Below are 21887 nucleotides of genomic sequence, written 5' to 3' on the forward strand. Positions count from 1 at the left end.
GAGATCATGTCCACCCCGAAGGAACGCAACGTCGCCGACATCAGGCGCGCCTTGCTGGAGATGAAGGTCCGCCAGCGCGTGGCGGAGAAGGCCGAGCGGGAGCGGATCGTCGCCGTCCCGCGCACGGGCAAGATGGCCATCGCCGAGCAGCAGCGGTTCCTGTGGTTCCTGCACCAGATGGTCGTGGGCGCACCGGTCTACAACGTGCCGTTCGCCATGCGCCTGCGCGGGCCGCTCGACGTGGCCGCCCTCACCGAGGCGCTGCGCGGGATAGTCGCGCGGCACGAGAGCCTGCGCACCCGGTTCGGCGACGAGCACGGCGTGCCCTTCCAGAGCGTCGATCCGCCGCCCGAGACGTGGGATCTGCCGGTGACCGACGGGACCGAGGAGTCCGTCCAGGACTGGATCGACGGGCAGGTGCGCGAGGAGTTCGACCTGCGCAACAGCCCGCCGTACAGGTTCGCCCTGCTGCGCCTGGGCCCCGAGGACCACGTGCTGTCCATCGTCTGGCATCACATCGTCATCGACGGATGGTCCTCGCGCCAGTTCGCCGAGGAGCTGACGGCCCGCTACACCGATCCGAGCGGCCCGGAGTTCCCCGCGCTGACCCTGCAGCCCGCCGACTTCGCGGCGTGGCAGCGGCTCTGGCTGCTCAGCGAGGAACCGGCCAAGCAGATCGAATACTGGCGCTCCGCGCTGGACGGGATGGAGCCGCTGGAGCTGCGCGCCGACCGGCAGCGCCCGTCGGCGCCCACCGGGGCCGGCCGCATCTACGAGACCCGCCTGCCCGAGGACCTCGCGAGGGGGATCCGCGACCTGGCCAGGGCCGAGAACGTCTCCCTGCTCGCCTTGACGATGGCCGGATACCAGGTCGTGCTGAACCGCTACACCGGCCAGCACGACATCGCGCTCGGCTCGGTCCTTTCCGGACGGACGCGCTCGGAAACCGAACCCATGATGGGGTTCTTCGCCAACACGGTGGCCGTCCGCGGCAACCTCGAGGGCGATCCCGTCTTCCGCGACCTGGCGCACGCCACCAACGACTCCATCCTGGAGGCGATGGCCCGCCAGGACGTGCCGTTCGGCCGCATGGTGGAGGAGCTCGAACCGGAGCGGCTGCCAGGGCGGAATCCGCTGGTCGCGCACCTGTTCACGCTTCTGCCCGAGCCGATGATCGCGCGCTGGCGCCTGCCCGGCGTGGAGGTCGAGATGCTGACCCCGCAACCGGGCACGACCCGGTTCGACCTCACCTTCCAGATCAACGACCTGCCGGACGGCGGGTTGGGCGTGTGGATCGAGTACTCCTCCGAGCTGTTCGACGCCGAGCGGGTCGAGCGGCTGGTGGAACACTTCGCCACGGTCATGGCCGACGCGCTGTCCAGGCCGGACGCCCGGGTGGACGCGCTGGACGTCATGCCCAACAGCGAATATCTGCGCGTGCTCACCGAATGGAATCCCGCGCCAGGCGAGCACGACGAGCGCCTGCTGCACGAGCTGTTCGCGGCGCGCGTGGCCGGGGCGCCCGACGCGGTCGCGATGCGTTTCGCGGACCAGGACCTGACCTACGCGCAACTGGACGAGCGGTCCAACCGGCTGGCGCACGCGCTCGTCGAGGAGTTCAAGGTGGCGCCGGGGAGCGTGGTCGGGGTACTGCTGGAGCGCGGCTTCGACCTGCCGGCCGCCGAGCTCGGCGTGCTCAAGGCGGGCGGGGCGTGGCTGCCGCTCGACCCGCAGTATCCGCCGGAGCGGCTGGCCTACCAGCTCGGCGACGCCGACGTGGCGACGGTGGTGACGACGTCGGATCTCGCCGACCGCGTGCCCGCTGACATGGAACGAATCCTGCTGGACACCGACGCGCTCGACGGGCGGGCGACTACGCCGCCTGCGGTGCGGGTGGCACAGGAGGACACGGCGTACGTCATCTACACCTCGGGCTCGACCGGCACCCCCAAGGGCGTCATGGTCCCCCACCGGGCAGTGGTCAACTTCTGCACCAGCTTCCAGCGGATGTTCTCGGTGACGCCGGACGACCGGATCCTGCAGTTCTCCAACCCCGCCTTCGACGTGAGCGTGTCGGACGTGTTCTCCACGCTGACCGCCGGCGGGACCATCGTGGGCGCGCCGCGCTCCGAACTGCTCGACCCGGAGGCGTTGCAGGGGCTGCTGGCCCGTGAGCGGGTGACGATGGTGGACATCCCGCCCGCGGTGTTGGGCCTGCTCGATCCGTCCGCTCTGGACGATCTGAGGGTCTGCTTCATCGGCATGGAGCCGTTCGGCCCCGATCTCGTCAACCGCTGGAGCAAGCCGGGACGCGAATTCCACAACGGGTACGGGCCCACGGAGGTCACCGTGACGTGCGTGGACTACCTCTGCCCGCCGGAGCCGTTGGACGGGACGCCGCCGATCGGCCGGGCGATGGCCAATCAGCGGGCCTACGTGCTGGACAAGCGACTGCGGCCCGTGCCTGCCGGCGTTCCCGGGGAGCTCTACATGGCGGGCGCCGGTCTGGCCGTCGGCTACCTCGGCCGGCCCGACCAGACCGCCGAGAAGTTCCTGCCCGACCCGTTCGCCGTCACGCCGGGCGAGCGCATGTATGCCACCGGCGACCTGGTGCGCTGGAACGCCGACGGCAATCTGGAGTTCCTGGGCCGGGTCGACCGCCAGGTGAAGCTGCGCGGGCTGCGCGTGGAGCTCGGCGAGATCGAGCACGCCGTCGAGAGTTTCAACGGCGTACGGCAGTGCGTCGTGACCGTGCGCGACCCGGGCACGGCATCGGCCTGGCTGGCCGCCTACGTGGTCGGTGAGTTCGAGCCGGACGCGCTGCGCGAACACCTGGCCGGGCGGCTGCCGCTGCACATGGTGCCCACCGACTACGTTCAGCTGGAGCAGCTCCCGCTGACCTCGACAGGAAAGGTGGACCACGCGCGGTTGCCCGATCCGCGCCCCGACAGCGAGGCGGGACAGGTCGAGCTGACCACCGAGACGCAGCGCCGGCTGGCCGAGATCTGGCAGGGCCTGCTGAGCCTCGACGCCGGCCGCATCGGCGCGCAGGACAACTTCTTCGTCCTCGGCGGCAACTCCCTGCAGGTGACGCAGATGATCTCGCGGGTGCGCGACGCCTTTCAGGTGACGCTCGACCCGCGGCGGCTGTTCAGCTATCCGCTGCTCAGCCAGTTCGCCGCCCAGATCGACGATGCGCAGCGCGCGCTGCTGGGCGATGACGAGGTGGCGCGGCTGGAGGCTCAGGTCGCCGATCTGCCCGAAGAGGAACTCGATCGGCTGCTGAAGGAGTCGGGCTGATGGCCGCTTCGCATCCCTCCACGCTGGAGGAGAAACGACGCGAGCTGCTGCGGCTCCGGTTACGGCGCAAGCGGGAGGAGGCCCTCGCACTGATGGGCTCCGATCGGCAGCCGGTGTCCCCGCTGGTGCCGCTCAGTCCCGCGGGCACGAAGCCACCGCTGTTCCTCGTGCACGCGGCGGGCGGATCGGTGGCGCCCTACGCGGCGCTGGCCGCGCTGCTGGGCGACGACCGGCCCGTCTACGCGCTGGAGGATCCGGGCCTGCACGGCGCCACGATCGGGGAACGGCGGCTGCCCGCCCTCGCGGCCACCTATCTGGCCGCGGTCCGCGCGGCCCAGCCCGACGGGCCGCTGCATGTGGGTGGCTGGTCGGTCGGCGGAGCGGTGGCGCTCGAAATGGCGCGCCAGGACGGCGATGTCGCGTTGACGTTCGTGCTCGACACCGCCATCCCGGACGAGGCGCCGTCCCGTCCCGGCGATGACGAGCTGAGCGCGTGGTTCGCCGCCGACGTCGCGGCGATGGGCGCCGAACCGGCCGAGGCCGAGCTGGCCGAGCGATTCCCGGTGTTCGCCGCGAACGTGCGTGCGCTCCTGACGTTCCGTCCGTCGCGGGTGGACAGCCGCGTGGTGCTGCTGTGCGCCGAGGGCTCGGGGCCAGGAAGGCTCGACGGATGGCGTGCCTATGCCGACGAGATCCAGGTGGTGCGGGGCGACCACTACACCATGCTCCGACCCCCACACATCGAAGCGCTGGCGGAAGCGATGCGCGACAGGCTGAGGGAGGTGGGTGTCCGATGATGCCGGCCTTCACGCCGGAACAGGACGGCTTCCGGGAGGAAGTCTGCAAGCTGCTGTGCGAGGACGCGGTGCGCGCGGAGATCGCACAGTGCCGGCGGATGCCGTACGGGCAGGAAAGCGGGCTGCTCGAGGTGCACCGGCGGCTGGGCAAGCTCGGCTGGCTCGCGGTCAACTGGCCCGGGCGTTACGGCGGAGCGGACGCCACGATCGTGGACAAGGCGATCCTCACCGAGGAGATGATCCGCCACGGCGTGCCCGACAACGTGCACTCGCTGGGCATCGACATCGTCGGGATGGCCATCCATCTGTTCGGCACGCAGGAACAGAAGGAACGGTTCCTGCCGAGCCTGGCGCGCGGCGAGATCACCGCCAACGTGCTGTTCAGCGAGCCGGACGTCGGCTCCGACCTGGCGTCGCTGACCACGCGCGCCGAGCCGGACGGCGACGGCTGGCGCCTGTACGGCCGGAAGATCTACAACATGAAGGCGCAGCACAGCGATTTCGCGCTGTGCGCGGCCCGCACCTCGACCGGTCCGGTGAACTTCTTCGGGATCACGCTGTTCCTGGTGCCGCTGCAGAGCATGGGCGTGGTCATCGAGCCGGTGTGGAATCTGTCCGAGGAGCGGTTCGACCTGGTGACGCTCGACGGGATCCGGGTCGGGCGCGAGGACGTGCTCGGCGAGGTCGACGACGGCTGGCAGGTGCTGGGCAGGGTGCTGCCGCTGGAGCGCACCGGATTGGACCACTCCGCCAAGGCGGAGCGCACCCTGGCCGCGCTGCGTGAGCACGCGCCGCCCGGGTGCGAGCAGCGGCTGGTGCAGCTGGAGACGCGGGTGCGCGCGGCGCGGCTGCTGGCGTGGCGGTGCGTGGCCAACCTGCGGGAGGGGCGGCCCGACGAGGTGCACTCGGCGACCGCCAAGTGGTACACGTCGGAGACGGCCAAGGAAGTGTCGGTGGCGGCGGTCGAGTTGCTCGGGCCGCGGGCGCTGCTGGACGCACGCGATCCCGGGGCGATCGCCGAGGGCGTCTTCGACGCCGCGCTCCGGGAGGCTCCGGGGCTCACGCTCGCCCAGGGTTCTTCGGAGATCATGCTCTTCTTCGTCGCCACATCGAAATTGGGGTTGCCGTCATGACCGCGGTGGAGACCACGGCGATCGCCGACTTCTTCGACGAGGATCTGGCGCCGCTGGTGCGGCGGATGGCCGATCGCCCGCGCTCCGAGGGCGGGGGCGGCGACGATGACAGCCGCGAGATCCGCGCGATGGTGTGGGAGGGGCTGGTCGGGCTCGGCGCCCTGCGCGCCTCCCACACCGTAAGGCTGGCCGAGCTGCTCGGATCGGTGCTGTACCAGGGGCCGCTGCTCGACACGCTCACCGCTCGAGAGCTGCTGCGGGACCACGACCTCGGCCAGGCGCCGGTGGCGCTGGCGGTCGCGACCGAGCCCTGGACCGACCAGGACGGTGCGATCTCCGCGCGGCGGGCCTTCGTCGGGTTCGCGGCGGAAGTGGACCACTTCATCGTGGGCGGCGTCGGCACCGCCGGACTGCGCCTGGCGCTCGTACGTGCGGACCATCCGTCCATCACGATGCGCCGGTACGAGGAGACGAGCCGCGGCGAGGCGTACGAGGTCGAGTTCGCGGGCACGCCCGTGGCCGCGTGGGCCGGCTCCTCCGCCGAGTGGGAGGCGGCGCTGGCCAACGCGCGGGTGCGGCAGGCGGCGTATCTGGTGGGCCTCGCCCAGGCGGCGCTCGATCACGCCGTCGACCACGCCAAGACGCGCCGCCAGTTCGGCCAGCCCATCGGCAAGTTCCAGGCCCTGGCGTTCCGGCTCAGCGAGCTGTCCATGCACATCGACGCGACGCGTCTGCTGGTGCACGACCGCGACGCGGCCGCGCACGCGGCGGCCAACCTCGCGGCGGCCTCGGACCTGGCCCGCACCGTCACGACGCGGACCATGCAGGTCCACGGTGCCGCGGGCATGCGGTCCGACAACGACGCCCAGTTGTACTACAGGCGGGCGGCGGCCGAATCGGTGCGGCTCGGAACGCCGTCGCAGCTGCGATGTGAAGGCCGGGAGACGCGATGACGGAAGCCGCGGCGGCCGACTACGTGGCGCGGGAGTAAACCGATGAACCTGGTGATACAGAAGTACGGCGGAACATCACTGGGTGACGTGAGCAAGATCAGTCACGCGGCCAAGCGCATAGCCGCTGCGGACGGGTGCGTGGTCGCCGTGGTCTCCGCGATGGGCAGCGCCACCGACACCATGCTCGACCTGGCACGCAACCTCACGGCCACGCCACACGCCCGGGAACTGGACCTGCTGCTCAGCACCGGTGAGCAAGCCTCCGCGGCCGCCCTCGCCCTGGCGCTGAACGAGCTGGGCGTGCCCGCCCGCTCGTTCAGCGCCCGCGACGGCGGCATCATCACCGACGGAGTGCATGGTTGCGCCCGGATCGTCAGCATCGACCCGGTACGGATCCGCGAATGCGTCGCGAGCGGCCACGTCCCCGTGGTGACTGGTTTCCAGGGCATCGCCGCGGACAGCGGCGAGCTCACCACCCTGAGCCGAGGCGGCTCCGACACCACCGCTGTGGCTCTGGCCGCGGCGCTACGGGCCGCGGCCTGCGAGATATTCACCGACGTCGAGGGCGTGTTCACCGCCGATCCGCGACTCGTCGCCGAAGCCCGTAAGCTGGACCACCTCTCCTACGAGGACATGGCGGAGCTGGCCGCTGGCGGAGCTGCGGTGCTCGCCCACTCCAGCGTGGAGTACGCCAGCACCCATCGCGTTCCCGTTCACGTCCGATCCAGCGCGACCGAGACGTCCGGCACCTGGGTGACCGGCTTGCGCCCGGCCGCCCCGCTCGACAGCGAGCGGTTCACCGCCGTCGGCGTCGCGCACCGGACCGGTCAACTCCGCTGCCGGCTCGACGGGGTCTCCCCCACCGCCCTGACCACGATCGCCGCCGCACTGGCCGATTCGTTGCTGCACGTGGACATGCTCGGCTACCTGACCGCTGACAGCCCCGCCGCGGCTTGTTCGCTGCGGTTCGTCGTCAACGCCGGCGACCGGGACCAGGCCGAGGGGGTGCTCGCCGGCCTGCGCGCGGCCGATGCCTTCACCGGATGCCACTGGTCCGGGCCCATCGGGAAAGTGTCGTTGGTGGGCCGCGGGTTCTGCACCCACCACCCCCAGGCGCGGCTCCTTCTGGGCACGCTCAAGACCCACGGCGTCGCCGTGCGGGACATGAGCGTCCATGCCCGGCGGATCTCCATCACCTGCGCCGAGCACGACGTACTCGACGCCGTGACGCACCTTCACCGGATGTTCCTTGACCCGACACCCGCGAAAGGGATGTGAAATGAGCGAAGCATCGTCGCAGGCGGCTGGAAGGGTGGAGAGCAGATTCCAGTCCCGGCATTTCTGGCAGCTCACCGTCATCTGCGGCACCCAGTTCCTGGTCGCTCTCGACTATTCGATCATCAATGTCGCCGCCCCAAGCATCCGCGAGGGCATGGAATTCACTGGAGAGGGCATCGCCTGGGTTCTTTCCGCCTATCCACTCGCCTTCTGCGGCTTCCTCCTCCTCGGGGGAAGGGTCGCCGATCTGTTCGGCAGAAAGCGCGTGTTCATCTGGAGTATGGCCGGCTTCGTTCTCGCTTCGCTCGTTGCGGGGCTCGCGTGGTCGCCGGCGGTCCTGATCGCGGGCCGCGCCTTGCAGGGGGTCGCCGCCGCGTTCATCGCCCCGGCGGGTCTGGGGCTTCTCCAGTCGGCCATCCCGGAAGGAGCGCAACGCGAGCGGGCTCTCGGCATCTACGGGTCGGCGCTGTCGGCGGGGTTCGTCTCCGGCATGGTTCTCGGGGGTGTTCTCACCGAGTACGCCGGTTGGCGGTCCGTCTTCCTGATCAACGTGCCCATTGTCCTGGTCGCCGGTCTGCTCGCGAGAGCCTGTCTCGTTGAGAGCCGAGACAGGCACGCCTCCCGCCACCTGGATCTCCTCGGCGTCGCCCTGGCGACCATGGGAATGGCCGCGCTCGTGTTCGCCCTCACCGAAGGCGGCAAGTACGGCTGGTCGTCGGCTCCGATCCTGCTCTCCGCCGGGATCGCGGTGCCCGCCGTGGCCCTGTTCGTCTGGGTGGAGTCCCGGAAGGACAACGCCCTCGTGCCGATCTCCATCTTCCGCACGTCCGCCATCGGCGCGGCCAATCTGGTCACCGTCCTGCTGATCTGCTCCTACGGCGGAATGCTGTTCATTCTCACCCTCTACCTTCAGACGCATCTCCGTCTGGGCGCGCTCACGACCGGCCTGACATTCGCCGTCTCAGGCGCGATCGCGATCGTCACCGGGATCTATGCGGGAAAACTCGTCGAGCGCTTCGGGCTTTACCGCGTTCTCCTTTCCGGGATCGTCATCGAGATGTTCGGCATTCTGATCCTGGTGGGCCTGCCGGAAGGTTACGGAGTCGCTTTCGTCCTGGTCGGCACCTCCGTGAACGCCTTCGGCCACATCCTGGCGCTGATCACGACGAGCATCGCCGGCACGAACGGCGCCGACGAGGGGCGGCGGGCCACGGCGGGCGCTCTGATCAACGTCTCTCAGCAGCTGGGGCTGGCCGTGGGGGTTGGAGTCGTGACCTCGGTGGCGGCCCATTTCGCCACGGCCTCCGCTGGCCCCGATGCCCTCCTCGCAGGCTGGCGCTGGTCTCTTTGGTGCTCGGTCGGGTTCGCGGTCGCGGCGGTCATCGCGACCGTCCTTCTCAGGAAACGATTCAGGGGAGAGATCACGTAGACCTGGCCCACGACAGAGAAACCGTATACACTCCTTATAATGGTTACTTTTGCTTCGAAGGTCCGACCGCCCTGGCAGGACGCCCACTTCGTCGGCGGCCACCCGGTCCTGGACCTCACGAACACCGTCTTCGACCGCCCGCCCCCGACCGAGGACGGCGAGCTGCTGAAAACACCCTCGGACGTCTTGACGTGGTGCGCGTCCGCGGGCCTGTTCGAGGAGGTGCCGCCCCTGACGGAGGCGGCCGCGAGCGGGCTCGTGCCAGAGGTTCAGGCCGTCCGCGAACACGCGTGGGCCGTCTTCAGCGCGGTCGCGCACGGCGAGGAGGTGCCGGCCGAACCGTTCGGCGCGCTTCTCGAACGGGCCGGCACGGGCGTGCGGGCCGGGCAGGTCCAGCAGATCGATGCCGCGCTCGACCACCCCATCGTGGACTGGACGGCGCCGGGAGCGATTCCCGCGGCCCTGTCATTGCTGGTGGTCCATGCGCTGTTCACCCTTCCGCGCGACCGGATCAGGGCATGCGGCAGATGCGGCTGGCTGTTCCTGGATTCCTCGCGGGGCGGACGCCGCCGCTGGTGCAGCATGAACCTCTGCGGCAATCGCGAGAAGGCGCGCCGCCACCGCCAGAGCCGGACCCGCTGACTCTCCGGTCATCCGGCATCCCGGAGCGCCCGCCGCATGATCGGTCGATCGCCACGCGGGCGAGCCACCTCGGAGAATCCGGCATCGAGGAAGGCGCTGGCTATTCCGGTCATCGCCGTGTCCGCGCCCGCGCGTTTCCCGGCGCGGGGCTCGACCGGATAGCCCTCGGCGGTCGTGTATCCCGCGGAAGCCGCGTACGCGCAGACGGCTTCGAGAATGGGCGACAGCAGCCCGGAGCCACGATGCTTTCTCTGGACGAGGATGCACGTGATCGCGCAGACCGGCCCGTCATCGAGGTTCGCCAGCAGCGGCGAACGCTCGAGTCTCGGGAACGAGGAACGCGGCCCGAGCGAGCACCATGCCACCGGCGTGTCGTTGTCGTAGACGACGACGCCGGGCACCGGCTCGCGCTGGGCCAGACGCCTCATCGCCTGCTTGTTCCCCTCGCCCTTTCCTTCCATCCACTCCGCGATGGACAGCCGCCAGTGCATGCACCAGCACCCGCGGGCTCCTCCGTTCGTTCCGAGAACCGTCTCGAAGTCGCTCCAGGTCTGCTTCGACAGCTCTTTGACGGTCAGAGAGCTCTGATCGCCACGTGTGTTCATCACCGCACCGCCAATCTGGCCTCGTAACCGATATCAAGCTTTTATAGGTTACTATAGAGCGGCATGGCTATCTGAGTCAGCGACGACGGAGGGCCGACACGTGGCCGAAGAAGACGTCCTGGACATGCTCGAAGCCGAGGCGATCCACGTGATGCGCGAGGTCGCCGGAGCCTTCCGCCGGCCGGTGCTGCTCTACTCGATCGGCAAGGACTCCTCGGTGCTGCTGCACCTGGCGACCAAGGCGTTCGCGCCGGGCACCCTCGGCAACGGGCTCTCCCCCGCCACGGCGTACTCCGCCACGCTGGTCTGGACCGCCGAGGAGCCGCTGCGGCACGGCCGCTCCTACCTGCTGCTGGCCGGGTCGCGCACCGTGCCCGCCGTCGTCACGACCGTGCGCGACCGGCTGGACGTGGTGTCCGGCAAGCAGTTCGCCGCGCGTACCCTCGGCCTCAACGACATCGGCACGGTCGAGCTGACCACCGATACCCCGATCTGCCTGGACAGCTACGGAACGTGCCGGGAGACGGGCAGCTTCCTGCTCGTGGACCGGGTCGGCAAGGAGACCATGGCGGCCGGCATGGTCCGGCACGCGCTGCGGCGCGGGCGCAACGTCGTCCCGCACGCCTACACCGTCAATCGCGACGCCAGGCAACGGCTGAAGGGGCAGCGGGCCAAGGTGCTGTGGCTGACCGGCCTGCCGGGCGCCGGCAAGTCGACGATCGCCAACGCGCTGGAGCGGCGGCTCCACGCCTTGGGGCTGCACACCTACGTGCTCGACGGCGACAACGTCCGAAGTGGACTGAACAAGGACCTCGGGTTCACCCCAGAGGATCGCGCGGAGAACGTGCGCCGGGTCGCCGAGCTGACCCGCATCCTGCTGGACGCCGGGCTGATCGTGATCGTCGCGCTGGTCTCGCCGTTCCGGACGGACCGGGCCGTGGCCAAGAGCCTGTTCCAGCCGGGCGACTTTGCCGAAGTCTGGGTGAACACGCCGGCCGAGATGTGCGCGCGCCGGGATCCGAAGGGCCTGTACGCCCAGGCCAAGGCCGGCACACTGCCGAACCTGACCGGCCTCGGTCAGGTCTACGAGCCGCCGGAGCACCCCGACCTGGTGGTCGACGGCGCCGGGTCGCTCGATGACGCGACAGACGAGCTGTGCGCCCTGCTGCGCGATTGAGACCGTCGTTCCAGCTGCTCCACCTGTACGGTACCGACGCCCCAGCTCGCGCACGTCCTCGGTCTGAAGCTCCCGGAGGACGGCGCGCGACCGGGTTCGCAGGATCAAACGCCCTCTAAATGACCTTACGACGGAAATGCCCAGAGGTGGACTGAGTCGCAGTGGGCACTACTGATGATCACGGGGCGGCTGTCGAGATCGGCCACCCGCAGCCCGAGCACCTCGCTGCTGTGCCCCTGAAGCGGCCGGCCCAGCAGCCGGTGCTCGGCCAGGTCCCACACGCAGATGGTGCCGTCCCTCGCTCCGGTGACGGCGAACGGACGACCGTGCACGGTGCCCGCGGTCAAGCAGCTGATTTCGTCGCCGGGCACGGTAACGGGTTCGTCCCACTCGTTGGATTCCGGGTCTCCCAGCACGAGGCTCTGCCCGCCCGCTGCGACGACCCGTGTGCGACCGCCCACCGAGGCCAGGGCGAACTCGGTGGGCGTCTCGTCGAGGTTGTCAAATTTGGCGAGGTGCCGCTCTTCCTCGATGTCCCACACGAGCACGCCACCGTGCCGGCCACCGGCCACCACAACCGGCCGGCCTGCCAGCAGTCCCGCCGCGGCAGCGCTACTGGCGCGCGACTGGCATTCCAGCTCCTCAATGTCCACGAGAGAGTCATAAGGCGAGGGCTGCCCCGGCTCTGTCACCGGATCATCCTCGTCCTCGTCAGATTCGGTCACCCTGGAGTCCACCAAGTCCACGCCGCCCGGATAGCCCGCGACGAACACTGAGCGGCCACCGAAGTCGGCCCTGACCGTTGAATTTGTACTGCCCCGAAAACTGGCGTCGTTCTCCAGCCGCACCTTGCCGGTCTCCAGGTCCCATATCGCGAAGCCATGGTGGTCACCACCACCGCCGACAACGATCCGGCCGTCCACCACAGCGGCGCCGACAACAGCGAGGTCCGGCTGATCGTTGTCGAAAGCCGGACCGTCAAGCTTGTATTCGGCCCAGTGGTCGCTCACCGGATCCCAGGTGCATACATCCACGTGGTGTCCGAGAGCGGCGGCGACGAGGATCAACTTGCCGCCGAGAGTCACGAGATCGAAGTCCAGGATCTCGTGACGGGACGAGGGCAGGCTGGTGATCAACGGTGAGTGAACTGTCATACCGACACCTTGCCAGCCCTCATCATCCTGTTGTCCCAGCACACCGCTCTCGACAAGATCTACTACTCGAAGGCGTTCCCCGCGTTGCGGGCTCTGGGTCCGCTGATCTTGTATCATGCCGGCTCAGCGGGCCTTGGCATGTCAGAGGAGAGGGCGGGATATCTTGCCTTCGGTGCCTCGAACCGCGTGACCGGAGGAGCCGATGCTGGGATGACGGCAGAGCGACCGATGCCCACACAGGACGACGTGCTCGGGTACTTCAACACGCTGTCGAACTGGGGACGGTGGGGCGACGACGACGAACTCGGCACTCTGAACCACATCACCGACGACGTCCGGCTGGCGGCGGCGCGGGCCGTGCGCCACGGCAGGAGCGTGTCGTGCGCATGGGAGGTTGCCGTACCGGAAGACATGGAGCGGTCGACGACGACGTGCCCGTGCGCCGCCGACATGCCGGGGGCCGAGAACATGCCGGTGCCCGCATTCCACAACGATCGGCGCTGGGGCTTTTCGTCCGAGCGACTCGGCATCACGTTCCACGGCAACACCCTCACCCACATCGACTCGCCGTGCCACATCTTCTGGGACGGCACGATGTACAACGGGCGGTCGCACTCGCTGGTCGACGCCGCAACGGGATCGGCGTGGGCGGCCGTCACGGCGGCGGCGAACGGGATCATCACGCGTGGTGTCCTGCTGGACATTGCGAGAGTCCGCGATGTGCCGTGGCTGGAACCGGGGCAGGGTGTGTTTCCCGACGATCTTGAGGAGGCCGAGCGTCGCCAGGGTGTGCGGGTGCGATCCGGTGATGCGGTACTCCTGCGGACCGGCTATGGCCGCGTCCGGCACGAGGCCGGTGAGGCCGGCGGTTTCACGCAAGCCGGCTGGCACGCGTCCTGCCTGCCGTGGCTGCATGAACGGGGGGTCGCGCTGATCGGCGCTGACACCCCCCAGGACGTTCAGCCGTCGGGGTACGAAGAGGTGTTGATGCCGGTTCACGCCGTGAGCCTCGTCGCGATGGGTCTGTGGATGCTCGACAACTGTGACCTGGAGGCGTGCGCGACGACGGCTGCCGAGCTCGGCCAGTGGGACTTCCACCTCACGGTCGCGCCGGTCCGCTTCGCCGGTACGTCCGGCAGCCCAGTCAACCCGATCGCCACATTCTGACCGCGGTTCACGAGGGGTGCGACGCCATGAAGGACCCGGTTCGGATGAAGATCTTTAGGCGTCGATGGGTGAGTGCTTGCCGTTGATGAACCTCGCCCCGGGGCGGACCAGAGCGGCGAGGTGAGGCGCGTTGACCGCAACTTGGACGACAACAGGCACCAGCGCTCAGATCACTCCGACAGCGTCGCGTGCCCAAGCATGCCGCCAGCGGTGTAGGTCCTGGTCGTCGAAGGTCCAGGGGGAAGCAGCAGCGACGCCGCCCGGCCGACGACCTCGCCTTCGACGTGTACGCTGATGTGGCACGGCCGGTCCGCCGGGATCTCGAACGGCACCGTCCCCCAATAGACGATGTATTGCCGGCCGTCGATCGAGACAATCGGTGGGACGTTCGCCGTGATCAGTCCGCCCGCACTCAAGTGCATCGTCAAGATGCGTTTCTGCCCGATGTGGTAGTCGACGTACGGAACAGCGTTCGGCGGCCCCGCTGGTGGCCCATCAAATGATTGCGTCATGCCGGGATTCTCCCACTGCTCATAGGTTTTCCCGGCATGGCCGATCTCTCTGGCTCGCGTGCTTGCCGGGCTCGATGACTACCGCGTTCGCTTCGCTGACGCCCACGCGTCGGTGCGCTTGTCGTTGACGCGCGGGGCCGTGACCTCCATCGCGCCGGGCTCAGCGTGTTGAAGTTCCTGTTACCGTCCTCATCGGGGATGCCGTGGGCGCGGTAAGCGTGGCGAGAGGATCACCTGGTGCGAGCGTTGATTTTGACCGGACCTCCGGCCGTGGGCAAGAGCACGATCGGTCGCTTCGTTGCCCAAGATCGACCATGTGCCGCCTTCATCGACGTCGACGATGTTCGCCATCTGGTCGTCAGCGGCCACGCCGCGCCCTGGAACGGTCTGGAGGGTCTTCGCCAACAACAACTCGGGGTACTCAACGCCTGTGCGTTGGCCCGGAACTTCTTGGACGGCGACGTCGACGTGGTCATCGTGGATGTGCTGACGGACAGCACTGCCGAACTCTATCGAGCCCGGCTGACCGAGGTGCTGATTGTGAAGCTCGAGGCGGACTTCGGTGAGACGGAGAGACGAGCAGAGAGCCGGCCTGTGCACCTGACACCGGAAGAGTTCCGCGAACTGCACGACCAGCAGCACGATTTCACGGGTTGCGACATCCGGCTGGACGTCACGCGGCTGTCTGCTCAAGATGCTGCTGCGCAGGTGAAGGACATCTGGCTGTCCGACCGAGGGCGAGAAGGAAACGCTCGGCCCCGGGCCTGAGCGAATGCTCTCAGGGCGGCGTGTTCAGGATGAAAGCGTGCGAAAAGGTTCAGGCCAGGCGGTTGCCCCGAACACCTCGTCGATCATTTGGATCTCATGCGCAACCACTACTGGTTGGTCTGTTCTCGGTAGGATCGCCTGATGGCGACGGCTCTTCTGATCACCGGCACCGTGGGGGCGGGCAAGACGGCGTCTGCCGACGCTTTGGGGGATCTGCTGACTGACGCCGGCGTGCCCAACGCCGTCATCGACCTCGACTGGCTCCGGCGCGCCTGGCCTGCGCCGCCCGACGACCCCTTCCAATCTGCTCTGACGCTGCGCAACCTCGGTGCGGTCACCGCCAACTTCTTGGAGGCCGGTGCCGAGCGCTTGATACTCGCCGGAGTCATCGAGAGCCGCGAGGAGCGTCTCCGTCACGAAGCGGCACTCGGAGTCCCGCTCACGGTGTGCCGGGGGTGACGTTCGGTCCGGGCAGTTCCAACTGCGCGCAGCTCCTGGTTCTCCAAGGTGTGCTGGTGGACGGCTCGGACCAGGGCGGACGTCTTCCCGGATCTGGGTGAGTTCCTTGTCCACCAGCGGGCGCGGCGGAGGCAGCGGTGACAAGAGCGGCTCCGCGGGCGGGGAGGGCCAGAATGACGAGTTGACGGATCTGGTTGGCGAGCGAATGACTCCTGTCCGACCCTTCGGGATCGGACAGGAGTCATTCGCGTTCGGTCAGTACCAGCGCTGCAAGGCGTTGGGGTTGCTGACGTTGCAGCTCCACAGGCCCACGGGGCTGCCGTTGCCGCGCCAACTGCTGCCGTAGCCGTCGAGGCAGACGGCGTCAGCGGTGTGCTCGGATGAGAGCCAGAGGTCGGAGCCGCTGACGTAGATGTGGAAGTTCTGGCCGGACCAGCCGCCGTCTCGGCAGTCGTAGACGTTGAACTGGCGACCGGTCTGGCCGCCGGCGGAGGCCGGGTAGTCCAGGCAGCGTCCGGAGGCGTTGTTCACCAGCTCGGCGCCGTAGAAGCGGTTGCTGTCGAAGACCCGCCACCGCCACAACAGGGTCCCGCCGCCGTTGCACGCCCAGAAGCCGACAGGGGAGTTGTTCTGCCCTCCGCCGGAGGCGAAGTTGTCCAGGCAGTAGCCGCTACCGTAGGAGCGGACGCGCATGAGGAAAGGCGCGGAGTCGTACACGGTGGCACCGTTGGCCAGCTTCCGACCGCCCTCACCGGCGGCAGCGGCTTGCTGGACCTGCTTGTAGGCTTCGGCCGCGGTGACGACGGCGGGTTCGGCCGCCGAGGCGGGGCTCGTGATGAGCGCGATCATCGCAGTGATTAGAACCGCGACAGTGATGCATAAGCGCCGCATTACTTCCTCCCTGGGAAAGAGAAACTCTTCGGGCGACAGCCCGTTTCGGGTCGAAGGTACTCACAAGCGCTGTCGTCGACCTGTCGGGAGGCTTTCGTGATTCCGTGAGGGGGTTGCAGTAATGAAGAAATTTCCACTGAAATAGCTTCTGACCTGCTGCAACGTAGGAGTTTGACCTCCTGTGGCGGGTTGATGATCGCTGCCGGTACGTTCGTTCCGGTTTTGTCAGGTACGGCACGTGAAGTGGTGCGTTGTCAGAGAAGATGTTCTCCGAGGAGCAACTGGAGCAGCTGCGCCCGTTCCCGGAGAATCAGCGCCTACCGAGACGCGGGCTATTTCGACCGCAATGTCCGCACCATCGAGGTCCTCATCGACCGGGCCGCCCTTGATCAGCTTCTGGAACGTCTCGCCGACGTCCCTACGCCGTCCGGTGCGACCCCGCACCAGATCGGTGTCCCGGCCCAGGCGACGCTGCTTCCGGTCATCGCTGTCAATCAGAAGCCGACGTAATCGAGCTGCGGCAGGCCCCGCGACCAGGCACCATGACGGCATGACGGATCTCCGATGGGACGAGGTCAGGGAATTCTTCGATCCCGACTTGATGGGCGCACTGCCGGACCTCTTCGTCCCGGACGCCACCGTCGAGGACTGGCAGACCGTCCTGGACTTGATCAGAACGCGTGGATGGCAGTGGCAGTACTCGCAAGGGGACACGGTAGTGCCGCTGCCTGCCGCCGCCGAAGTGCTCGCGCGTCCACCCGAGGCTGAGACGGTGTCGCTGCGAGTCTGGCCTACCCCGGGCGTGCTCGCGATCTTCCGGCTCATGTCGGAGACCGAGATCGACTTCGACATCGACCTTCGTGAACTGCAAGGTCAAGAAGGGGTCGACACACTCTGCGACTTCCTGCGGGCGATCGGGAGCGAACTCGGCAAGCCGGTGCTGATGACCTCGGAAGGCGGAAGCCAAGAACACCCGGTCCTCGGCTTCGATCCCGTTGTCAACAAGGTCGTCCTGCTCGGAGATCTGGCACCCAACTGACCGCGACCTATCGACGCGGCTTGACCAGGGCGAGAGCCTGCACGCCCTGCGCCGCGACCTGCACTACGCCCAGCAGGGCACCATCACCCGCCCGCACCTGGAACAGCAGACCGAGCAGGCCGTCGCCGGGCGTGGGCCAAGGGCGGGCCCATCCGCCGAGGGCGGCGGTCTTCGCAATGCACCTCGCTTCACCGGCGATGCCGAATTACTGTACCTTCTAGAAGGTGCAGTAATCTGGTCTTCGAGAGTGAGCGGCCTTCCCCCGGTGGCGTGTGCCATGTGGCGCAACGGACTCATCGCACCCAGACTTCGCTCTCCTCTGCGCCGTACAAATGCCGAAAGGACGCTCATGCTCGCCGATCCGATCTCCAAAGTCCCATGGGTGACATGGGTGCTGAGGGCGACCTCGGCACTTCTTCTGCTGGCAACACTCGCTCAGGGTCTGCTGGCAGGTCTGTTCGTGACGGGGGATGCACATCTGCTCACCATTCACAGCGCGGTCGGTTCTGCGCTCTGCGTTGTCGCGCTCGTTCAGGTCGTGGCCGCGGTGCTGGAGCGCCGGTGGCGCAAGCGGACAGGAGGGCCCCTCACCTGGCGGCCGGCGTTCCTGTCCGGTGTCTACCTGGCGATGGCGGTGACACAGATCGGCCTGGGCATGGCCCGTGTGGTGGCCCCGCACATGTTCCTCGGCGTGACGATGGCCGCCGTCGCCATGCTCGTCCTGCTGATCGTGCTCACCGAGTCGGTCTGGGTCGACACGACCGCCGCGGCGGACTACACGAAGGAGTCTCGATGACATTCGCGCGCCGGCTGAGCCGCCGGGGGTTTCTGGGCGTCACGGGAGGGTTGGCGGTAGCCACGGTCACCGGCAGCGCCGCCACCCTGCGCGCCGCAGGCCAGGAGAGCTCCGGCCGGATCCTCAGGAGCGGGGCGGCGTTGCCCAAGTCGTTCCGGGTGCCTCTGCCCGTGCCGCAGGTCGCCCGGCCGGTGAGCACGGCGGGCGGGGTGGATCGCTACGAGATCGTGCAACGCGTTGCCGAGGCGGAGATCTTGCCCGGACTGCGCACCCAGGTGTGGGGCTACGACGGGCGGTTCCCGGGCCCGACGATCGCCGGGCGGTCGGGGCGTAACGCCCTGGTGACCATCCGCAACGAACTGCCCGTGCCCACCTCCACCCATCTGCACGGCGGAGTGACCCCACCCGACTCCGACGGGTATCCGACCGACATCGTCGTCCCCAAGGGCTGGCGGCACGCGCCGGCCGACTCGGGCATGTCCCATGGCGGCATGCACGTGGCGGCGGACGCCTGGAGCGTCTCCGACCAGGCCAAGGAATACGTCTATCCGCTCATCCAGCAGGCGGCGACGCTCTGGTACCACGACCACCGCATGGACTTCAGCGGCCCGCAGGTCTGGCGCGGGCTGGCCGGGTTCTTCCTTGTGCGCGACGACGAGGAACTGACGCTCCCGCTCCCCGACGGGGAGCGGGACATCCCCCTGATGCTCTGCGACCGGGCCTTCGAGGAGAACGGCTCCTTGCGCTACCCCTCCCTCGACCCGTCGCTCAAGGGCAGGCCCGGCGTCGAAGAGTCGTACATGAACGGCGTGATGGGGGACGTCATGCTGGTCAACGGCGCGCCCTGGCCCGAACTGGAGGTGACCGCCACCCGCTACCGCTTCCGGCTGCTCAACGCCTCCAATGCGCGTCGCTACCGCCTGCGCCTGGAGCCCGGCGGGCCGCTGACCCAGATCGGCACCGACGCCGGACTGATGGCCCGCCCCCAGGAACTGGACGCCATCACGCTGGCTCCGGCGGAGCGGGCCGAGGTCGTCATCGACTTCTCGCGCTGGAAGCCCGGCACCGCCATCCGGCTCGTCAACACCTTGGGCAAGGGGAGGATGCGCGAGGTCATGCGGTTCCGGGTGACCCGCAAGGTGCGTGACGAGTCGCACGTCCCGGCCCGGCTCGCGGACGTCCAGCCCCTGACCGGAGCCCGCGTCGCGGCCACCAGGACCTTCGACTTCCGGCTGACGTGGAACTCCGACGGCTCCTCCATCTGGACGGTGAACGGGCGCCCCTTCGCTCCCGATCGGTCGCTGGCGGCACCGCGCCTGGGAACCGTCGAACGGTGGCGGTTCACCAGCGACTTTTACCATCCGGTGCATCTGCACCTGGCCCACTTCCAGGTGGTGGCTCGCGACGGGCAACCGCCCGGCGCACATGAGCGCGGCTGGAAGGACACGGTGGACGTGCGGCCGTACGAGACCGTGGACGTGCTGGCTCGCTTCCAGGGCTATCGTGGCCACTACATGCTCCATTGCCACAACCTGGAACATGAGGACATGGCGATGATGGCGAACTTCCACATCACATGAGCCGGCCGGCTTCGCACGCCCCTATAACTATGCCTTTTGGATGGTATAGTTATAGGGGTGCGACCGAGCCAAAAGAACCAGATCCTGGACGCCGCTATCCGTGTCACGGAACGTGACGGCATCACCGGCCTGACGCTGGAGTCGGCGGCCGAAGAGGCCGGCGTCACCAAGGGCGGCCTGATGTATCACTTCAGGACGCGCGATGACCTGCTGATGGCGATCCAGAAACATCTGACCGAGGCCTGGGAGACGTGGCTCGCCGCCGAACTGGGCAAACCAGCGTCAGAGGCGTCGGTGCAAGAGATCGTGGCGGCCTATGTGCGGGTGGGCGCGTATGGCCATGCGGGCAAGGCGGACCTGGCGTTCATGCTCCAATCGGCCGCCGCTCCCGAGCTCGCCACAGTGTGGAACGAGCTCATCAGCCGCTGGGCCCCGCTGCCCACCTCGGCCGAACCCCACGACATCGACCTGCTCCTGGCCCGGCTGGCCGTCGACGGACTGTGGCTGTCGCAGGCAACCAGCGGCACCCCCCTGCCGAAGCCGATCGCGCAGGCCCTGCGGGACCGGCTGAACACCTTGATAGAACCGAAGAGCTGATCACCGTGCTCGCATGAGACATGCCGGCCGGGGTCGGCCGTACAACCCCGGAAGGACCTCATGATGCATACGGTGACCGAGCTCCACCCCAAACGCTGGACGGCACTGGTCGTCCTGTCGGCGAGCCTGTTGCTGGTCACGATGGACATGACCATCCTCAACGTGGCGCTGCCGCAGATCTCGGCCGACTTGAGGCCGAGCGCGGTGGAACTGCTGTGGATGATCGACGTCTACTCCCTGGTGGTGGCGGGCCTGCTGGTGACCGTCGGCGCGCTGGGCGACCGCTGGGGGCGCAAGCGCATGCTCTTGTGCGGCTTCGCGGTCTTCGGCCTGGCCTCCGCCGTCATCGTCTGGGCCGACAGCTCCATTGACGTGATCGCCGTACGCGCGCTGCTCGGCATCGGTGGCGCGATGATCATGCCGTCGACCCTGTCGATGATCCGCAACATCTTCACCGACCCCCGCGAGCGGGCCACCGCGCTGGGCGTCTGGGCGGCGATGGCCGCGGTCGGCAGCGCGCTCGGCCCGATCGTGGGCGGCCTGCTGCTGGAATCCTTCAGCTGGCACACCGCTTTCCTGGTGAACGTGCCGGTGATGGTCATCGCGATCGCCGCCGGGCTGTTCCTGCTGCCCGAGTCGCGCAACCCCACGCCGGGTCGCTGGGACGCGCTGGGCACGGCGCTGTCGATCGTCGGCATGGTCGCCCTGGTCTTCGCCATCAAGCACCTGGCCACGGAAGGCCTGGACGCCTGGACCGCGGGCTCGGCCGCGCTGGCCGCGGGCACGTTGACCTGGTTCGTACGGCGGTGCCTGCGCTGCCCGGATCCCCTGCTCGAGATCCGGCTGTTCGGCAACGGCGCTTTCACCGCCGGCACCCTGGCCGCCTTCACCACCTCGATCGCGCTGGCGGGCATGATGCTGCTCATGGTCCAGTGGGCGCAACTGGTCCAGGGCTACTCCCCGCTGCAGACGGGTCTGGCCATGCTGCCCATGGCGGTCGGCGCCGGGGTGCTCTCGCCCGCAGCCCCGGCCATCGCCGCGCGGATCGGCGCGCGCCCGGTGCTGGCCGGCGGGCTGGTGATCGCCGCGCTCGGCTTTGTGGTGCTCTGGCTCGCCCCGACGACCTTTCCCTGGGTGGCCACTTCGCTCACCTTGATCGGCGCTGGCATGGGAACACTGGCCATCGCCTCCGCCGCGATCATGTCGGGCACCCCGGCGGAGAAGGCCGGCAGCTCGGCCGCCATCGAAGAGACCTCCTACGAGATCGGCGGCACCTTCGGCGTCGCCGTACTGGGCAGTCTGGCCGCAGTCCTCTACCGTGCCGAACTTCCCGCCAACGCCACCGAAGCGGTCCGTGAGTCGCTCGGCGGCGCACTGGCACTGGCCCGCGAGAGCGGCGCCACCGACCTGGTCGCCCAGGCCACACTCGCCTTCACCGAATCGCTGCAGGCGACCAGCCTGTACGGCGCGATTCTCATGCTGGTCGCGGCCCTGGCCGTCTGGCGGCTGACCCCGGCCCGGCTGGACCTGGCCACGGCACACCACTGAACCGTCTCCCGATCTGACGCGGGTGCCACACTGGCAGAAACGGGCCGCAGGCTTGATCATCA

The 21887-nt window shown here is 68.5% G+C and carries 21 protein-coding genes; 17 read left to right on the forward strand and 4 right to left on the reverse strand.

The genetic code is table 11. The features are described 5' to 3' along the window. Nucleotides 1-6 precede the first annotated feature (6 nt). The 7 genes from ACFOY2_RS43735 to ACFOY2_RS43765 are packed head-to-tail and all read left to right on the forward strand — an operon-like array spanning nucleotide 7 to nucleotide 9532. Nucleotides 7-3300, forward strand: coding sequence for a non-ribosomal peptide synthetase (locus tag ACFOY2_RS43735; RefSeq protein ID WP_379534049.1), 3294 nt, complete (start codon nucleotides 7-9; stop codon nucleotides 3298-3300). After that, nucleotides 3300-4097 carry a thioesterase domain-containing protein gene (locus ACFOY2_RS43740; protein ID WP_379534050.1) on the forward strand — a complete coding sequence of 266 codons (798 nt, stop codon included), beginning with the start codon at nucleotides 3300-3302 and terminating at the stop codon, nucleotides 4095-4097. The genes ACFOY2_RS43735 and ACFOY2_RS43740 overlap by 1 nt, the downstream gene beginning before the upstream one ends. Continuing rightward, nucleotides 4094-5230 carry an acyl-CoA dehydrogenase family protein gene (locus ACFOY2_RS43745; RefSeq protein WP_379534051.1) on the forward strand — a complete coding sequence of 379 codons (1137 nt, stop codon included), beginning with the start codon at nucleotides 4094-4096 and terminating at the stop codon, nucleotides 5228-5230. The genes ACFOY2_RS43740 and ACFOY2_RS43745 overlap by 4 nt, the downstream gene beginning before the upstream one ends. After that, entirely contained in the window at nucleotides 5227-6183 is a 957-nt protein-coding gene (locus ACFOY2_RS43750) for an acyl-CoA dehydrogenase family protein (protein WP_379534052.1), read from the forward strand. Before ACFOY2_RS43745 ends, ACFOY2_RS43750 begins: the two co-directional genes overlap by 4 nt. 42 nt (nucleotides 6184-6225) lie before the next feature. Then, the gene (locus ACFOY2_RS43755; protein WP_379534053.1) at nucleotides 6226-7461 is read left to right on the forward strand and encodes an aspartate kinase; all 1236 of its coding nucleotides are present in this window, start codon (nucleotides 6226-6228) and stop codon (nucleotides 7459-7461) included. A 1-nt stretch (nucleotide 7462) separates the two neighbouring features. After that, the gene (locus ACFOY2_RS43760) at nucleotides 7463-8890 is read left to right on the forward strand and encodes an MFS transporter (protein WP_379534054.1); all 1428 of its coding nucleotides are present in this window, start codon (nucleotides 7463-7465) and stop codon (nucleotides 8888-8890) included. 39 nt (nucleotides 8891-8929) lie between these two features. Further along, complete coding sequence (locus ACFOY2_RS43765; protein ID WP_379534055.1) at nucleotides 8930-9532, forward strand: CGNR zinc finger domain-containing protein; 603 nt, start codon at nucleotides 8930-8932, stop codon at nucleotides 9530-9532. A gap of 8 nt (nucleotides 9533-9540) precedes the next feature. On the opposite strand, the gene ACFOY2_RS43770 is transcribed toward ACFOY2_RS43765, so the two are convergent. Further along, nucleotides 9541-10023: a GNAT family N-acetyltransferase gene (locus tag ACFOY2_RS43770; RefSeq protein ID WP_379534056.1), complete on the reverse strand. Its 483-nt coding sequence runs from the start codon at nucleotides 10021-10023 to the stop codon at nucleotides 9541-9543. Nucleotides 10024-10261: 238 nt separating this feature from the next. Between ACFOY2_RS43770 and cysC the strand changes: the two genes are divergently transcribed. Further along, entirely contained in the window at nucleotides 10262-11314 is a 1053-nt protein-coding gene (gene cysC, locus ACFOY2_RS43780) for an adenylyl-sulfate kinase (RefSeq protein ID WP_449290159.1), read from the forward strand. A 125-nt stretch (nucleotides 11315-11439) separates the two neighbouring features. Here cysC and ACFOY2_RS43785 read toward each other — a convergent pair whose 3' ends face one another. Then, the gene (locus ACFOY2_RS43785) at nucleotides 11440-12468 is read right to left on the reverse strand and encodes a hypothetical protein (RefSeq protein ID WP_379534057.1); all 1029 of its coding nucleotides are present in this window, start codon (nucleotides 12466-12468) and stop codon (nucleotides 11440-11442) included. On the opposite strand from ACFOY2_RS43785, the gene ACFOY2_RS43790 reads away from it, so the two are divergent. Then, on the forward strand, nucleotides 12457-13635 hold the full coding sequence (locus tag ACFOY2_RS43790; RefSeq protein WP_379534058.1) for a cyclase family protein: 1179 nt from the start codon (nucleotides 12457-12459) through the stop codon (nucleotides 13633-13635). The genes ACFOY2_RS43785 and ACFOY2_RS43790 overlap by 12 nt on opposite strands. Nucleotides 13636-13805: 170 nt before the next feature. Here the strand turns inward: ACFOY2_RS43790 and ACFOY2_RS43795 are convergent, their stop codons facing one another. Further along, a complete protein-coding gene (locus ACFOY2_RS43795) occupies nucleotides 13806-14147 on the reverse strand; it encodes a hypothetical protein (protein WP_379534059.1) in 342 nt (113 codons plus the stop codon). A gap of 237 nt (nucleotides 14148-14384) precedes the next feature. Between ACFOY2_RS43795 and ACFOY2_RS43800 the strand changes: the two genes are divergently transcribed. Further along, nucleotides 14385-14915 carry a hypothetical protein gene (locus ACFOY2_RS43800; protein ID WP_379534060.1) on the forward strand — a complete coding sequence of 177 codons (531 nt, stop codon included), beginning with the start codon at nucleotides 14385-14387 and terminating at the stop codon, nucleotides 14913-14915. Between the two features lie 141 nt (nucleotides 14916-15056). Next, a complete protein-coding gene (locus ACFOY2_RS43805; protein ID WP_379534061.1) occupies nucleotides 15057-15374 on the forward strand; it encodes a hypothetical protein in 318 nt (105 codons plus the stop codon). 255 nt (nucleotides 15375-15629) lie between these two features. Here the strand turns inward: ACFOY2_RS43805 and ACFOY2_RS43810 are convergent, their stop codons facing one another. Further along, entirely contained in the window at nucleotides 15630-16223 is a 594-nt protein-coding gene (locus tag ACFOY2_RS43810; RefSeq protein ID WP_379534062.1) for an RICIN domain-containing protein, read from the reverse strand. 234 nt (nucleotides 16224-16457) lie between these two features. Between ACFOY2_RS43810 and ACFOY2_RS43815 the strand changes: the two genes are divergently transcribed. The 6 genes from ACFOY2_RS43815 to ACFOY2_RS43840 all read left to right on the forward strand — a co-directional run bounded on the left by ACFOY2_RS43815 (nucleotide 16458) and on the right by ACFOY2_RS43840 (nucleotide 21825). Then, a complete protein-coding gene (locus ACFOY2_RS43815; RefSeq protein WP_379534063.1) occupies nucleotides 16458-16775 on the forward strand; it encodes a hypothetical protein in 318 nt (105 codons plus the stop codon). Nucleotides 16776-16815: 40 nt separating this feature from the next. Then, nucleotides 16816-17304: a hypothetical protein gene (locus ACFOY2_RS43820; protein ID WP_379534064.1), complete on the forward strand. Its 489-nt coding sequence runs from the start codon at nucleotides 16816-16818 to the stop codon at nucleotides 17302-17304. Nucleotides 17305-17686: 382 nt separating this feature from the next. After that, nucleotides 17687-18100: a hypothetical protein gene (locus ACFOY2_RS43825; protein ID WP_379534065.1), complete on the forward strand. Its 414-nt coding sequence runs from the start codon at nucleotides 17687-17689 to the stop codon at nucleotides 18098-18100. Beyond that, the gene (locus ACFOY2_RS43830) at nucleotides 18097-19680 is read left to right on the forward strand and encodes a multicopper oxidase family protein (RefSeq protein WP_379534066.1); all 1584 of its coding nucleotides are present in this window, start codon (nucleotides 18097-18099) and stop codon (nucleotides 19678-19680) included. The genes ACFOY2_RS43825 and ACFOY2_RS43830 overlap by 4 nt, the downstream gene beginning before the upstream one ends. 57 nt (nucleotides 19681-19737) lie before the next feature. Beyond that, a complete protein-coding gene (locus tag ACFOY2_RS43835; protein WP_379534067.1) occupies nucleotides 19738-20277 on the forward strand; it encodes a TetR/AcrR family transcriptional regulator in 540 nt (179 codons plus the stop codon). Between the two features lie 72 nt (nucleotides 20278-20349). Then, complete coding sequence (locus tag ACFOY2_RS43840; protein ID WP_379534068.1) at nucleotides 20350-21825, forward strand: MFS transporter; 1476 nt, start codon at nucleotides 20350-20352, stop codon at nucleotides 21823-21825. The last annotated feature ends 62 nt before the right edge of the window (nucleotides 21826-21887 follow it).

Source organism: Nonomuraea purpurea, from assembly GCF_042650645.1.
In the GTDB taxonomy this organism is placed as follows: domain Bacteria; phylum Actinomycetota; class Actinomycetes; order Streptosporangiales; family Streptosporangiaceae; genus Nonomuraea; species Nonomuraea purpurea.

Excerpts from the sequence above, each read along its gene's own strand:
- ACFOY2_RS43735 (WP_379534049.1), top strand. The coding sequence starts at position 7 with ATGTCCACCCCGAAGGAACGCAACGTCGCCGACATCAGGCGCGCCTTG.
- ACFOY2_RS43740 (WP_379534050.1), top strand. The coding sequence starts at position 3,300 with ATGGCCGCTTCGCATCCCTCCACGCTGGAGGAGAAACGACGCGAGCTG.
- ACFOY2_RS43745 (WP_379534051.1), top strand. The coding sequence starts at position 4,094 with ATGATGCCGGCCTTCACGCCGGAACAGGACGGCTTCCGGGAGGAAGTC.
- ACFOY2_RS43750 (WP_379534052.1), top strand. The coding sequence starts at position 5,227 with ATGACCGCGGTGGAGACCACGGCGATCGCCGACTTCTTCGACGAGGAT.
- ACFOY2_RS43755 (WP_379534053.1), top strand. The coding sequence starts at position 6,226 with ATGAACCTGGTGATACAGAAGTACGGCGGAACATCACTGGGTGACGTG.
- ACFOY2_RS43760 (WP_379534054.1), top strand. The coding sequence starts at position 7,463 with ATGAGCGAAGCATCGTCGCAGGCGGCTGGAAGGGTGGAGAGCAGATTC.
- ACFOY2_RS43765 (WP_379534055.1), top strand. The coding sequence starts at position 8,930 with ATGGTTACTTTTGCTTCGAAGGTCCGACCGCCCTGGCAGGACGCCCAC.
- ACFOY2_RS43770 (WP_379534056.1), bottom strand. The coding sequence starts at position 10,023 with ATGCACTGGCGGCTGTCCATCGCGGAGTGGATGGAAGGAAAGGGCGAG.
- cysC (WP_449290159.1), top strand. The coding sequence starts at position 10,262 with ATGCTCGAAGCCGAGGCGATCCACGTGATGCGCGAGGTCGCCGGAGCC.
- ACFOY2_RS43785 (WP_379534057.1), bottom strand. The coding sequence starts at position 12,468 with ATGACAGTTCACTCACCGTTGATCACCAGCCTGCCCTCGTCCCGTCAC.
- ACFOY2_RS43795 (WP_379534059.1), bottom strand. The coding sequence starts at position 14,147 with ATGACGCAATCATTTGATGGGCCACCAGCGGGGCCGCCGAACGCTGTT.
- ACFOY2_RS43805 (WP_379534061.1), top strand. The coding sequence starts at position 15,057 with ATGGCGACGGCTCTTCTGATCACCGGCACCGTGGGGGCGGGCAAGACG.
- ACFOY2_RS43810 (WP_379534062.1), bottom strand. The coding sequence starts at position 16,223 with ATGATCGCGCTCATCACGAGCCCCGCCTCGGCGGCCGAACCCGCCGTC.
- ACFOY2_RS43815 (WP_379534063.1), top strand. The coding sequence starts at position 16,458 with ATGATCGCTGCCGGTACGTTCGTTCCGGTTTTGTCAGGTACGGCACGT.
- ACFOY2_RS43820 (WP_379534064.1), top strand. The coding sequence starts at position 16,816 with ATGACGGATCTCCGATGGGACGAGGTCAGGGAATTCTTCGATCCCGAC.
- ACFOY2_RS43830 (WP_379534066.1), top strand. The coding sequence starts at position 18,097 with ATGACATTCGCGCGCCGGCTGAGCCGCCGGGGGTTTCTGGGCGTCACG.